This window comes from Dielma fastidiosa (assembly GCF_000313565.1).
Taxonomy (GTDB): domain Bacteria; phylum Bacillota_I; class Bacilli_A; order Erysipelotrichales; family Erysipelotrichaceae; genus Dielma; species Dielma fastidiosa.
Window position 1 is genome coordinate 1 of record NZ_HE578925.1, and the last position, 12,655, is coordinate 12,655.

A 12,655-nucleotide genomic window follows, 5' to 3' on the forward strand; every position below is an offset into this window, starting at 1 on the left:
TTATATCTTAATCAGGAATAAAAGACACCCCTTATTTATGATATAATAGTGGCTGGGAGGCATTATGCGAAAAACAATTGATCTACATGGCTGTTTGACATCACAAGCCAAGGCATATCTTTTAAAAACATTAGACAGCTGTCCTTCATCAGTGAATGAGCTGGTTGTCATTCATGGCTCCAATCATGGTGATAAATTGGCTCAGCTGGTCCGCAAACAAATCAAACATCCGCGTATCAGCAAGATATTTCTGACAATGAATCCAGGTGAAACCATTCTTGAGCTTAAGGCTGTCAAGACTGGAACAAAAAAATAAAAGCATTATAATCATAGAGAGAAAAGAGGTAGCAGTATGGAACATTTAATCGCGCCGATCGCGAAAGAACTTAATATATCAGTAAATCAAATTAAAAGTACATTAGCTTTGCTTGAAGAAGGCAATACAGTTCCTTTTATCGCCCGTTATCGCAAGGAGATGACAGGGGGACTTGATGAGGAACAGATCCGTGTTATTTCTGAAAAATATGAATATCAGGCGGCGCTTACCAAGCGTAAGGAAGATGTCGCCAGATTGATTGAGACACAGGGTAAATTGACCGATGAAATCAAGGCGCAGCTGGCAGCCTGCACAAAGCTGAGTCAGATTGAAGATATCTACCGTCCTTATCAGCAGAAACGCAAAACAAGGGCAACGGATGCCGTGGCTAAGGGGCTGAAACCCTTTGCTGAATGGATGCTGACGCTGCCTAAGCAGGGCAATGTCGAAAATGAAGCGGCAAAATATCTCAATGAAAAGGTTACAACGGCTGAAGAAGCGTTGCAGGGAGCCAGAGATATACTTGCGGAAATGGCAAGCGATGATTTAGAAATACGTAAAAAGCTACAGGACAGCATGAATAATTACGGTAAAATCGTAACTAAGGAAAAGAAAAAACATGAGGATGAGCGCAAGGTTTATAAGATGTATTATGATTTTACGAGCCGGGTGATTTCCATTCCGAATCACTGTATCATGGCAATGGATAGGGCGGAAAAGGAAAAGGTAATTACCGTATCCATTCAATTTGATGAGCAATACTGTATCAATTGGGCAATCCGCCGGTTTACTAAAAACCGTGAGAGCATCGTAAAGGAACAGATCGAAATGGCGGTGACTGACGGCATTAAGCGGCTGGCTATTCCATCAATTGAAAATACGATCCGCGCTGAATTAAGTGAACGTGCGCAGAAATCAAGCATTGATGTATTCTCGATGAATCTTGAACGTCTGCTGCTGCAGCCGCCAATGAAGAACAAGACGATTCTCGGCTTTGATCCGGCGTTTAGAACCGGCTGTAAATTAGCGGTCATCGATAAGACGGGGAAGATGCTGACGGTCAGTGTTATTTATCCGCATCAGCCCAATGCGAGAGTTCAGGAAGCTAAGCGCATTCTGCTTGATTTATGTACCCGCTATCCAATTGATATCATCGCTATCGGCAATGGTACAGCCTCACGTGAAAGTGAGAAGTTTGTTGCTGAATTTATCCGTGAGAATAAATTGAATATAGCTTTTACCATGGTATCGGAAGCCGGAGCATCAGTATATAGTGCGAGTAAGCTGGCGCGTGAGGAATTTCCGGATCTGCATGTGGAACAGCGCAGTGCGATTTCGATTGCCCGCCGTATCCTTGATCCGCTGGCAGAGTTAATTAAGATTGATCCGCAGTCAATTGGCGTTGGTCAGTATCAGCATGATCTGCCAGCCAGTCAGCTGAAACAGCGGTTGGATTTCGTAGTGTCTAAGGCTGTTAACCTGGTAGGTGTCAATGTGAATACAGCCAGTCCGGAGCTGCTTAAAAATGTATCCGGTTTGAGTGCTGCCAGTGCGAAGTCCATTGTTGATTATCGTGACAGCAACGGTGGTATCAGCAGCCGTAAGGAATTAATTAAAATACCAAAGATTGGCGCCAAGAGCTTCCAGCAGGCTGCCGGATTTTTACGCATTGAGGACGGCAGTGAAATTCTTGACCGTACAAGCATCCATCCGGAGAGCTATGATGCCGCTTATCATGTATTGAAAGAGCTGACTGTTGATCCGCAGCAGATTGGGTCCTTACAGGCTCAGGAAAAGGCTGCCGGCGCTGATCGTGAACAATTAATGAAGGTATGCGGACTTGATGAATATACATTAAATGATATTTTAGAAGCGATTGCCGCACCGCTGAGAGATTATCGTGACAGCTATGATGCACCGCTTCTAAGAAGTGATATTTTGGAGATGGAAGACTTAAAGGTTAATGAAAAACTGGAAGGAACTGTTCGTAATGTTGTGGATTTCGGTGCCTTTGTCGATATTGGCATGCATGAAGACGGACTGGTACATATCAGCAACATGAGCAAAGAGAAGTTTTCACATCCAAGTGAAATTGTATCCGTCGGTGATATTATTACGGTTTGGGTAAAGAAAATCGATGAAGAAAAGCAGAAGGTTCAGCTGACGATGCTGGAGCCATAAGGAGGACAGCATGAATCAAAGAGAATTACAAGATCGCTGTGAGGCATATCAGGTTGATAAAATCATGCAGATTCAAGCATGGGGTGAACAAGCGCATGAGGGCTCATTCGTCTTGTTGGGTGATTCACTGATCAATCGTTTTGATGAACATCTGCTTGACATAAACAAAGAGGTTATAAACTGCGGGATTGATGGCGCTACTTCGCAGACCTTGTATTTAGTGCTTGACTCAGTGATTCGTATGAAGCCGGACAAAATCATTTTTTTGATTGGCACAAATGATCTTGATGATGCCCATGAATTTGACTGTCTGGATATTACGTTTGCGCTTTATAATATGATTTCTTCCATCAGCAGGCAGCTGCGGGCAGTTAAGATCGGTATAATGACGCCGCTGCCAATTGATGAATCAAGACAAAAGACACGGGCCAGAAACAATCGTACATTAAAAATGCTGGGCAATGAAATGATGGCCTTAAAGGATGAACTGAATCATGTAGAGGTGCTTGATCTGTTTGCGTTATTTTCAGATGCGCAGGGCTCGCTGATTGATGAAATGACAACCGACGGCCTGCATTTGAACGCGCAGGGGTATGAGCGTCTTGCGAATAGACTCAATGAATGGCTGGTGAGTTTTTAGTGAATGACTATGTAGAAAAAGCGCTCGCTAATCAGCGCAATGGTTATAATTGTGCGCAGGCGGTTGTCTGCGCTTACGCTGATGCAGCCAATATCAGTGAAGCAGATGCCTATCGCATGGCTGAAGGCTTTGGTTCAGGATTGGCTGGCTGTCAGCTGACATGTGGTGCCCTGCTGGGTATGGCCATGGTGATTTCGTTGCTGAACAGCTCTGGAAAGCTGGGCGATAAGCAAACCCGCGGCCAAACATACAAGCTGATTCAGCAGGGACTGAAAATGTTTGAGACCATGAATCAATCGACTCAATGTGCTCAATTAAAGGGGATGGGATCACAGCCGATGCTGCGCAGCTGTCCGGGCTGTGTTGAAGACAGCGTAAGGATCATTGAGGAGCTTAAAAACAGCTGTGTCTGCAGCGGAAACATGCGGTAAGCCATGTATTTTATTTGAACACAAAAAAATGAATTGTTGGTGCGAAAAATCTTGTCAATTTAATACTTTAACGATAAAATAAGAAGACGTATAAGGAGAACGAAAATGAAAGCTGTAGTAAGTGTTTTGGGTAAGGATAGTGTAGGGATTTTAGCTAAGGTTTCAAAAGAGTGCGCAGATGTCAACGCGAATGTTTTGGAGGTAAGCCAAAATATTATGCAGGAAATGTTTGCCATGATTATGATGATTGATATCAGCCATATCAATTGTGATTTTAAGGATTTTGTTGATCATATGTCTGCATATGGTGATCAGAACAATCTGAAAATCCATGTGATGCATGAAGATATCTTCAATTCCATGCATCGTATTTAACAGGTGAAGCTTATGTTAAATGCTAATGATATTTTACAAACCATCAAAATGATTGATGAAGAGGATCTGGATATCCGTACAATAACGATGGGTATTTCTTTGCTTGATTGTGCTGACGCGGATATTGATAAATCCTGTGAGAAAATCTATAACAAGATTACTCGCTTAGCCAAGGATTTGGTTAAGACTGGCAATGATATTGAAAAAGAATACGGTATCCCAGTAATCAATAAGCGTATTTCAGTGACACCGATTGCGATGCTGGCGGCAGTCAGCGGCGGTGATCCTATCAAATATGCTTTAACTTTAGAGCGCTGCGCGCAAAGTGTCGGTGTTAATTTTATCGGCGGTTTTTCAGCACTTGTTCAAAAGGGCTTTTCAGCTGGTGATTTAGAAGTGATGAACGCGATTCCGCAGGCTTTAGCGCAGACGGATCATGTTTGTGCCTCAGTAAATATCGGCTCTACAAAAGCCGGTATTAATATGGACGCAGTTAAGATTATGGGTGAAAAGGTTGTGGAAGCTGCCAAGCTCACTCAAGACCGTAATTGTATCGGTGCTGCCAAGCTGGTTATTTTTTGTAATGCACCTGAAGATAATCCGTTTATGGCGGGTGCTTTTCATGGTGTCGGGGAAGCTGACTGTGTGATTAATGTCGGGGTGTCCGGCCCAGGGGTTGTAAGAGCCGCGCTGGCTAAGGCACCAAAGGATCTGCCGATGCATGAACTGGCGGATATTATTAAAAAGACAGCCTTTAAGATTACCCGTATGGGACAGCTTGTCGGAACAGAAGCGAGCCGCCGGTTAGGTGTGCCTTTTGGTATCGTTGATCTTTCATTGGCGCCGACACCGGCCATCGGTGATTCTGTGGCTTATATTTTAGAAGAAATGGGTCTTGAAACATGCGGTACCCATGGTACGACAGCCTGTCTGGCAATGCTTAATGACGCGGTGAAAAAGGGCGGCGTTATGGCATCAAGCTCAGTCGGCGGTTTATCGGGTGCTTTTATTCCTGTTTCTGAGGATGCCGGCATGATTAATGCAGCCCGCAGCGGTGCGCTAAGCATTGAAAAACTGGAAGCTATGACAGCGGTATGCTCTGTGGGTCTTGATATGATCGTTGTGCCAGGTGATACACCGGCCGAAACGATTGCGGCAATTATAGCTGATGAGGCTGCAATCGGTATGGTTAATTCTAAGACAACAGCTGTCCGTGCAATTCCTGCTATCGGTGTCGAAGAAGGCATGGATCTGGAGTTTGGCGGTCTGCTTGGCAGTGGTCCAATCATGAAAATTAATCGCTGTTCAAGTGCTGTGATGATCAATCGAGGCGGAAGAATTCCGGCTCCGTTGCAAAGTCTTAAAAATTAAAATTCAGCTCTTTTATCAAAAAGAGCTTTTTTAAATGAGTCAGCAAATTTTTTTTACGATTAAATTAAATATTGATAGATAAACAAAATAACTGGATAATTAACGTTTATGTACTGATTATTGGGCTAAATGTATTTTAACGTTAACTATTACAAGCGGCGGTTAAGCTGTTGTAACTTTAAAATGTAAAGTTTATAATAAAAATGAAAGTATCTGAATATCATGAAATAAGGTGAAAATAGTAATCATTGAAAATGATAGGATGATATAAAAATCAATGACTAAAGGAGACACAATTATGAAACGTACGATCTGTTTTGATGGACCGGTTTACGATCATCTGCAATATGCGAAGGATGAAAATTCAGTGGAATGTCAGCGTATTAAAAAGGCACTGACAGATAAAATCGACACTTTGATCAAAGAGGGAGAATGTGTGTTTATGAGCGGTGTGCGACGGGGGATAGAGATGTGGACTGCTGAAATCGTACTTGAAAAGATGGAAGTGTATCCCAATGTAAGTCTGATCTGTGTCTGTCCTTATGAGGAACAGCCAACCTATTGGAATGAGAATCACCGTGAGCGTTATTTTACGATTCATCAGCTTTGTACCAAACTGGTAATGCTTAATCGGCATTATGAGAATGATAGCTATCAGAAACTGGATAATTATCTTCTGGAGCATTGTGATACCATTGTTACGCTGAACAGTGAAGAATCAAGATTGGCAAGAAAAGCGGCGCAAATGAATAAGCTTATTTTAAGCATCGACTAAATAAGGAGGTTCAGCCTCCTTTTATATTGCTTGTTCCTGTTTTCAGTGCTACTATAAGAGAAACAGGAAGGTGATTTCCATGGATGCTTATGAAGTTGGACTGCAGAAGCTGTCAGCCTTATTCAGTCAGGATCGGACATTTGTTTTAGCGACAGTGAAGGAATCAAAACCCTCTCAGCGGGTAGTGGATACTTATTATGATGAGGGTGTATTCTGGATTGTCACCTATGCTCAGTCAAATAAGGTAAAAGAATTAAGGATGAACCCGCAGGTATCCTTATGTAATTCATTTCATACATTTAATGGTTTAGCTTATTATGCCGGACATCCGCTTGATGAGCAAAACAAAGATATCCGCGCCAAGCTGATTCAAGTATTTGAGCCTTGGTATTTTGCGCATAATAATGAAGCGGATAAGGATATGTGTTATGTGCGGATTGAATTAACAGAAGGTTTTTTTCATACTGATGGTTTCGGATATATCATGGATTTTACAAAGCATGAAGCTAAAATTATTCCCTTTACTCCGCAAATCAGTCTGTTACCGATTTAGGCAGGTGATGTAAATGCTGATACAAAGCATAGTGGGTGTAATTTGCGGGGGACTTGCATTGCTGCTTTTGATTTATTGTATTTTAATGCTGTGTGAAAAAGGCCCGATTTTTACTAATCGTTTTATATGGAGCAGTGAAGCTGAAAAGAAAACCTTTGATAAAAAGGCGGAATATCGTCTGGCGAGCATCGTCTACGGCACTCTGGCGTTATTCTTCGCTTTAGAGACGATTTATGTATTTACTTTAGATATGCGGATACTGATCGTAGGATTTTCTTTGATCGGCCTGCTTTTTATCTATTTAATAATTAATGCGGTTAAGTCACAAAGAAAGCGGTAAAGGATTGTTTATAGCAAAAATTAAGTTCGTTAACGAACTTTTTTTATTTTATGCTTGAATTTTAACAGAGATGGATTATAATATCATTAGCACTTAAATATGATGAGTGCTAATGGAGGGATCAACATGAGCAAAAAGAAAGCATTTAAAGCTGAGTCAAAACGATTACTTGATCTGATGATCAATTCTATTTATACGCATAAGGAAATCTTTTTAAGAGAATTGATTTCTAATGCCAGTGATGCGATCGATAAGTATTATTATTTATCATTGAGTGATGAGAATATTACGGCAGATCGTTCAGCGCTGAAAATTCAGCTGTCAGTGGATAAAGAACACCGTACTCTTACCATCAGTGATAATGGTATTGGTATGAACAAGGATGAGCTTGAAGAAAACTTAGGTACGATTGCCAAGAGCGGTTCTTTAGCCTTTAAGGAAAAAATGGAAGCAGAAGAAAAGAATGATGAGGATGTTGATATCATCGGACAATTTGGTGTCGGTTTCTATTCTGCCTTTATGGTTGCCAGTGATGTTGTTGTGGAAAGCCGCAAAGCTGGAGAAGAAGAGGCATACCGCTGGGAAAGCAATGCTGTCGATGGCTATACAATCGATAAATGTGAAAAAGCGGAGCATGGTACAACGATTACTTTAGTGTTGAAGGAAGACAGTGAAGATGAGAAATATTCACAGTATCTTGAAACCTATGAGATTGAAAATCTGATTAAGAAGTATTCTGATTATATCCGTTATCCGATTACAATGTTTGTATCACATGAAGAACCAAAAGAAGAAGGCAGCGAAGAAATGCAGCTGGTTGTCGAAGAAAAGACATTGAATTCAATGGTGCCTTTATGGAAAAGAAATAAATCAGAGATAACCAAAGAAGAATACAATGAATTCTACAAGAATAAATTTAATGATTACATGGATCCTCAGAAGGTGATTCACACACATGTGGAAGGCAGTGTAAATTTCGATACCTTACTGTTTATTCCGTCAAAGGCACCTTATAATTATTACAGCAATGAATATGAGAAGGGCCTGCAGCTGTATTCACGCGGAGTCTTTATCATGGATAAGGCCAGTGAATTAATTCCGGAATATTTCCGCTTTGTGCGCGGTCTTGTCGATTCACAGGATCTGAGCTTGAATATCAGCCGTGAAATGCTTCAGCATGACCGTCAGTTAAAAGCGATCGCTTCTAAGATTGAAAAGAAGATTAAATCTGAATTAGTAAATATGCTGAAGAATGATCGCGAGGAGTATGAAAAGTTCTGGAAGAACTTTGGCCTGCAGATTAAATTTGGTATTTATAATGATTATGGTATGCATAAGGAGATGCTGCAGGATCTGCTGATGTTTACATCTTCCCATGAAATGAAGCTGACAACGCTTGATGAATATGTGAGCCGTATGAAAGAGGGACAGGATGTTATCTATTATGTAGCCGGTGATAATCTTGATAAATTGGATAAACTGCCAAGTGCAGAACTGGTAAAGGATAAGGGTTATGAAATCCTTTATCTGACAGATAATGTCGATGAATTTGCTCTTCAGGTAATGATGAATTATCAGGAGAAGAATTTCAAAAATATCGCTCAAGGTGATTTGAATCTTGAAAGTGAAGAAGAAAAGAAGGAAATCGAGGAAAAGGCAGAAGAAAATAAAGATATGCTGTCTGATCTGAAGGAAACATTAAAGGATAAAGTAAGTGATGTTGTTATTTCAACTCGCTTAAAGAGTCATCCGGTATGTTTGAGTGCCGGTGAGGGTATGAGCTTTGAAATGGAAAAAGTATTGTCCCAGATGCCTGAGGGTAATCCATACGGTATGAAGGCAACCCGTATTTTGGAAATTAATCCAAATCATCCGATTTTTGAAGCTTTACAGAAGCTGTATGGCCGTGATAAGGATAAGGTTAAGGATTATGCGGATCTGCTTTATGATCAGGCATTACTAATTGAAGGCTTTGATTTAGATGATCCAATCAGTTTCTCAAATAAGATTTGTAATTTAATGGTTGATGCAAGTAAAGAATAAGAGTGGCTGTCCACTCTTTTTCATCATTATAAAAGGAGCGCCGGGATGGAAAAATCAATAAACCAAGGCAAAAGAAGTCGATTATGAATAATGCCTATATTCGTCTGCTGGTTTTCTTATATACAGCTGAAAAATCCTCTGTGGATTATGAGATTGCCGTTGTTTTGATGAGGGAATATAATCGCTTTCCCAACATACTGATTGAAGATATCGCAAAGCAGGCTTGTACGACAGCTTCAGCAGTTACTAAGTTTTGTCATAAATTAAATTATAAAAGCTTTAAGGAGCTGCGGAATGACTGTATTTGTGATGAGCAGCTTCAGGTGATTCCTAAACAGCTTGAACTTGCCCAAACCAGCTATAAACAGGCATGTTTATCTTATTTAGAGCAGGAACAGCATAACCTAGCCTTTTATATGCAGTATCATGATGAAGCAATGATTCAAAAAGCAGCTTCATTGATGCGGGCGGGGATGGAAATCGGTGTCTGTTATGCCCCTTACAGCTATACCTGTGTGCATGTGATGCGCAATTATCTGGAGATGTTTCATATTCAGGTACAGGGTGTGCCAAGAGATCTCGATGAGGATTTTATGGCGTATCGCTTAAAGTCATCAGCTTTGATTTGGCTTATCAGCTTGCAGGGAACATGGATCAAGGAGCATTGGAACTGGCTGATTAAGCTGAAGGGTGAAGGGAAAACATTTTTAATCATTACTGCTACCTATGAAGAAACATTTAAAGAGCTGACACCTTATATTTTTCCTTTTCAATTTAAGGATACAATTCTGGATACAGCCGCTCAGATTTCTTGTCTTTTCGTGAAGCTTGCGTTTGCCTATGCGAATTTTCCAAAATTGGAAAAAAGCTGAACAGCGTTTATCAAAGACACCTGTTATACTGAAGCTGTAAACAGGAGGTAAAGATGATGAAACGTTTTTTGGATTGTGATTTTTCTGATATGGAGGCAATGAATAAAAAAGAATTGCTGGAATCATTAGAGGCAAGTGAGGGACGCGTGTTGATTGCAGAGTGTTCTCTGTGTCATGACAGTTTACTGCCCCCGATTAGCAACGCGGAAATCAGTGCGGCATTTGGCGCGGATATTCTTTTATTGAATATGTTTGATGTGAATCATCCACGTATTGACGGAATCCAAGTGGCAGATGACAGTGAGGTTATTCGTGAATTAAAAAGACTGAGTGGCCGATTGATTGGGGTTAATTTAGAACCCGTTGATCCAAGGGCAGAGACAATGGGTCAAATTAAAGCGATCTGTGAAGGCCGGCAGGCTAGTGTGGATACGGCGCTAAAAGCAAAAGCGCTGGGCATTGATTTTATCTTGCTGACCGGCAATCCAGGCACCGGTGTCAGCAATCAGACAATCATTGAGACGTTGAAAATGATGAAGGAAGCAGTCGGTGATGATGTTGTATTGATGGCAGGTAAGATGCATGCCGCAGGTTCAAAAAGTGAAGCTGGCGAAAACATTATCACAAAGGATACGATCCGTGCGTTTGTCGAAGCGGGAGCGGATGTCATTTTGATACCAGCGCCGGGTACAGTACCGGGAATCACTTTAAATTATGTAAAGGATATGATTGCGTACGCTCATTCTTTAGATGCCTTGACACTGACATCGATCGGCACCTCCCAGGAAGGCGCTGAGGAAGCTACGATCCGTGATATTGCCTTGATGTGCAAGATGTGCGGTACGGATCTTCATCATGTAGGTGACGCGGGTTTTGCGCCGGTGGTACCAGAAAGTATTATGACATACAGCATTGCCATTAGAGGCAAGCGTCATACATATGCCCGTATGGCAAGATCAATTAATCGATAATGCAAGCGGGCTGTCTGATGGTTGTTATTGCAGAAAGTGACTAAAACTGTTAGAATGAATGTATATATTAGAGAATAAGAGAGGGTTATCATGCAACAATATTTGATAGTTTTAGGGATTTTTGCGATTATTTATTTAATTTATTATATTTGGAAAAAGAAAAAATCCAATGCTTTAATTGACGAACTTTACAAGGTACTGCTGAATAATGATGAAAAACGGCTGAATGAGATCTGTGATTCAAGATTGGCTAAGTTCTTATTTACACCTTATCATTTATATTACTATAAGTTAAATTTCTATACGAAGAATGATAATGAAAAAAAAGCAACGGAAATTTTAAAGACTTTGCTGCCTTTAAAGATTCGTGATAAAGAAAAGCTGTCTTTCTTAAATCTAACTTTCCCATATTTCTTAGGTAAGGAAAATAAGAAGATGTGTGAAGAAATCGCACCGCTGATTAAGACTTTATCCGCTAAGGATAAAAATGCAGAGCTGATCTGCAGTGAAGTTGATTTATTAATGGATATTTATATTCATCCTAACCGTGAGAGAATTGCGGAGCTGCGCGCTCTTGCTGATGAGAATGAGGGCGAGGTTAAGGCAATGTATCTTGAACGTCTGGCTATTCTGTATACGATGCTGGATGAAATGGATAATGCGAAAGCGGCTTTTGATGAAGCGGTGCCATTGGCTGAAAATGCGGCTTATAAGGCGAAGCTGGAATTACTTGCTGAAAAGATCGGCGAAAAGAAACATAAGAAATAGTTATTATAATCAGAAACAAGCTGCCCTGAATTTGCTTTTATAGGGCAGCTGTTTTTAAAATATCAGATATATTACAGATCCAGAATCTGAAAACATGGAGGATTTATGAAATCGATATATAAATCAGCACAGGGAAAGCAAAAAATAATCGATCTATATGATGAACAGTTATCGAGACTTAATGTGCCTTATCACGATATTTATATAGCGACCTCCTTTGGTCAAACGCATCTAATTGAAGCAGGGATTCAAGCGGGGCCGCCTCTGCTTGTATTTCATGGCGGCAATGCGACTACCGCCTATAATTTATTAGCGTGTACGTTTCTGTTGGAGAATTTTCATGTTTATGCCGTTGATACAATGGGGCATCCCGGTAAAAGTGCTGAAACTACTTTATCGCCTAATAATTATGATTATGGCAAATGGGCAAGTGAAGTGATATCTAATCTTGGATTCCAGAAAATACGATGTTTCGGCGGTTCTTTTGGGGCAGGCATCCTTGCCAAAACGATGTGCGCGGCTCCTGAAAAAATTGAAAAAGCGGTGCTTTATGTGCCATCAGGAATAAAGAATGCGCCTGCTATCCATTTAATAAGCATGGCATTGCCAATGCTGTTCTATCGGCTTACACATAAACCGAAATGGTTGATTAAAACCATTTTGCCAATGGCTGTATCTGAGGAAAACATTGATCATGACGCGCTTGAAACGGCAAAGTGCAGCATTGATAACGCAAGAATCAAAGCGGGGATGCCAAGTGATGCAGATCCGAATAAAATACGAAAATGTCTCGCTCCTACGCTTGTAATGGCAGGCGAAAAGGATTGTATGTTTCCAGCTGAACGGGTAATTCCACAGGCTGAAAAAATGCTTGTCAGCTGTACTGCTTATTTATTGGCAGGCAGAGGGCATATGCATAGCTTAACGAAAACTGAGAAACAAATGATTATTCAATTTCTTATGTGAAATAGTACAATTGAAATGATTGTCAGATTAATATCACCGTTTTTTTTATTACT

At 40.7% G+C, this 12,655-nt stretch carries 14 protein-coding genes; all 14 read left to right on the top strand.

From position 1 onward, the window contains the following. The first annotated feature begins 64 nt into the window (after positions 1–64). A complete protein-coding gene (locus DAHG_RS05675; protein ID WP_022937371.1) occupies positions 65–316 on the top strand; it encodes a hypothetical protein in 252 nt (83 codons plus the stop codon). Positions 317–352: 36 nt separating this feature from the next. Next, positions 353–2,497 carry a Tex family protein gene (locus DAHG_RS05680; protein WP_022937372.1) on the top strand — a complete coding sequence of 715 codons (2,145 nt, stop codon included), beginning with the start codon at positions 353–355 and terminating at the stop codon, positions 2,495–2,497. Positions 2,498–2,507: 10 nt separating this feature from the next. Beyond that, positions 2,508–3,137: a GDSL-type esterase/lipase family protein gene (locus tag DAHG_RS05685; RefSeq protein WP_022937373.1), complete on the top strand. Its 630-nt coding sequence runs from the start codon at positions 2,508–2,510 to the stop codon at positions 3,135–3,137. Further along, positions 3,137–3,568 (top strand): C-GCAxxG-C-C family protein, encoded by a 432-nt coding sequence (locus DAHG_RS05690; RefSeq protein WP_022937374.1) that lies wholly within the window; start codon positions 3,137–3,139, stop codon positions 3,566–3,568. Before DAHG_RS05685 ends, DAHG_RS05690 begins: the two co-directional genes overlap by 1 nt. A 105-nt stretch (positions 3,569–3,673) precedes the next feature. Beyond that, positions 3,674–3,943 (top strand): ACT domain-containing protein, encoded by a 270-nt coding sequence (locus DAHG_RS05695; protein ID WP_022937375.1) that lies wholly within the window; start codon positions 3,674–3,676, stop codon positions 3,941–3,943. Between the two features lie 12 nt (positions 3,944–3,955). Then, positions 3,956–5,314, top strand: a complete 1,359-nt coding sequence (locus tag DAHG_RS05700; protein WP_022937376.1) for a PFL family protein — start codon at positions 3,956–3,958, stop codon at positions 5,312–5,314. Positions 5,315–5,612: 298 nt separating this feature from the next. Next, positions 5,613–6,089, top strand: a complete 477-nt coding sequence (locus tag DAHG_RS20475; RefSeq protein WP_022937377.1) for an SLOG family protein — start codon at positions 5,613–5,615, stop codon at positions 6,087–6,089. Between the two features lie 79 nt (positions 6,090–6,168). Continuing rightward, positions 6,169–6,642: a pyridoxamine 5'-phosphate oxidase family protein gene (locus tag DAHG_RS05710; protein ID WP_022937378.1), complete on the top strand. Its 474-nt coding sequence runs from the start codon at positions 6,169–6,171 to the stop codon at positions 6,640–6,642. 13 nt (positions 6,643–6,655) lie between these two features. Then, positions 6,656–6,982 carry a DUF3784 domain-containing protein gene (locus DAHG_RS05715; protein ID WP_022937379.1) on the top strand — a complete coding sequence of 109 codons (327 nt, stop codon included), beginning with the start codon at positions 6,656–6,658 and terminating at the stop codon, positions 6,980–6,982. 126 nt (positions 6,983–7,108) lie between these two features. Continuing rightward, positions 7,109–9,025, top strand: coding sequence for a molecular chaperone HtpG (gene htpG / locus DAHG_RS05720; RefSeq protein WP_022937380.1), 1,917 nt, complete (start codon positions 7,109–7,111; stop codon positions 9,023–9,025). Between the two features lie 83 nt (positions 9,026–9,108). After that, positions 9,109–9,897, top strand: coding sequence for a MurR/RpiR family transcriptional regulator (locus DAHG_RS05725; protein WP_022937381.1), 789 nt, complete (start codon positions 9,109–9,111; stop codon positions 9,895–9,897). 53 nt (positions 9,898–9,950) lie between these two features. Further along, the gene (locus tag DAHG_RS05730) at positions 9,951–10,868 is read left to right on the top strand and encodes a DUF7916 family protein (RefSeq protein WP_022937382.1); all 918 of its coding nucleotides are present in this window, start codon (positions 9,951–9,953) and stop codon (positions 10,866–10,868) included. 90 nt (positions 10,869–10,958) lie between these two features. Then, complete coding sequence (locus DAHG_RS05735; RefSeq protein WP_022937383.1) at positions 10,959–11,636, top strand: hypothetical protein; 678 nt, start codon at positions 10,959–10,961, stop codon at positions 11,634–11,636. 105 nt (positions 11,637–11,741) lie between these two features. Continuing rightward, positions 11,742–12,602 carry an alpha/beta fold hydrolase gene (locus DAHG_RS05740; protein ID WP_022937384.1) on the top strand — a complete coding sequence of 287 codons (861 nt, stop codon included), beginning with the start codon at positions 11,742–11,744 and terminating at the stop codon, positions 12,600–12,602. Positions 12,603–12,655 lie beyond the last annotated feature (53 nt).

What these genes read in the sequence shown, in the direction of transcription:
- DAHG_RS05675 (WP_022937371.1), top strand. Translation starts at nt 65, where the DNA reads ATGCGAAAAACAATTGATCTACATGGCTGTTTGACATCACAAGCCAAG.
- DAHG_RS05680 (WP_022937372.1), top strand. Translation starts at nt 353, where the DNA reads ATGGAACATTTAATCGCGCCGATCGCGAAAGAACTTAATATATCAGTA.
- DAHG_RS05685 (WP_022937373.1), top strand. Translation starts at nt 2,508, where the DNA reads ATGAATCAAAGAGAATTACAAGATCGCTGTGAGGCATATCAGGTTGAT.
- DAHG_RS05695 (WP_022937375.1), top strand. Translation starts at nt 3,674, where the DNA reads ATGAAAGCTGTAGTAAGTGTTTTGGGTAAGGATAGTGTAGGGATTTTA.
- DAHG_RS05700 (WP_022937376.1), top strand. Translation starts at nt 3,956, where the DNA reads ATGTTAAATGCTAATGATATTTTACAAACCATCAAAATGATTGATGAA.
- DAHG_RS20475 (WP_022937377.1), top strand. Translation starts at nt 5,613, where the DNA reads ATGAAACGTACGATCTGTTTTGATGGACCGGTTTACGATCATCTGCAA.
- DAHG_RS05710 (WP_022937378.1), top strand. Translation starts at nt 6,169, where the DNA reads ATGGATGCTTATGAAGTTGGACTGCAGAAGCTGTCAGCCTTATTCAGT.
- DAHG_RS05715 (WP_022937379.1), top strand. Translation starts at nt 6,656, where the DNA reads ATGCTGATACAAAGCATAGTGGGTGTAATTTGCGGGGGACTTGCATTG.
- htpG (WP_022937380.1), top strand. Translation starts at nt 7,109, where the DNA reads ATGAGCAAAAAGAAAGCATTTAAAGCTGAGTCAAAACGATTACTTGAT.
- DAHG_RS05725 (WP_022937381.1), top strand. Translation starts at nt 9,109, where the DNA reads ATGAATAATGCCTATATTCGTCTGCTGGTTTTCTTATATACAGCTGAA.
- DAHG_RS05730 (WP_022937382.1), top strand. Translation starts at nt 9,951, where the DNA reads ATGATGAAACGTTTTTTGGATTGTGATTTTTCTGATATGGAGGCAATG.
- DAHG_RS05735 (WP_022937383.1), top strand. Translation starts at nt 10,959, where the DNA reads ATGCAACAATATTTGATAGTTTTAGGGATTTTTGCGATTATTTATTTA.
- DAHG_RS05740 (WP_022937384.1), top strand. Translation starts at nt 11,742, where the DNA reads ATGAAATCGATATATAAATCAGCACAGGGAAAGCAAAAAATAATCGAT.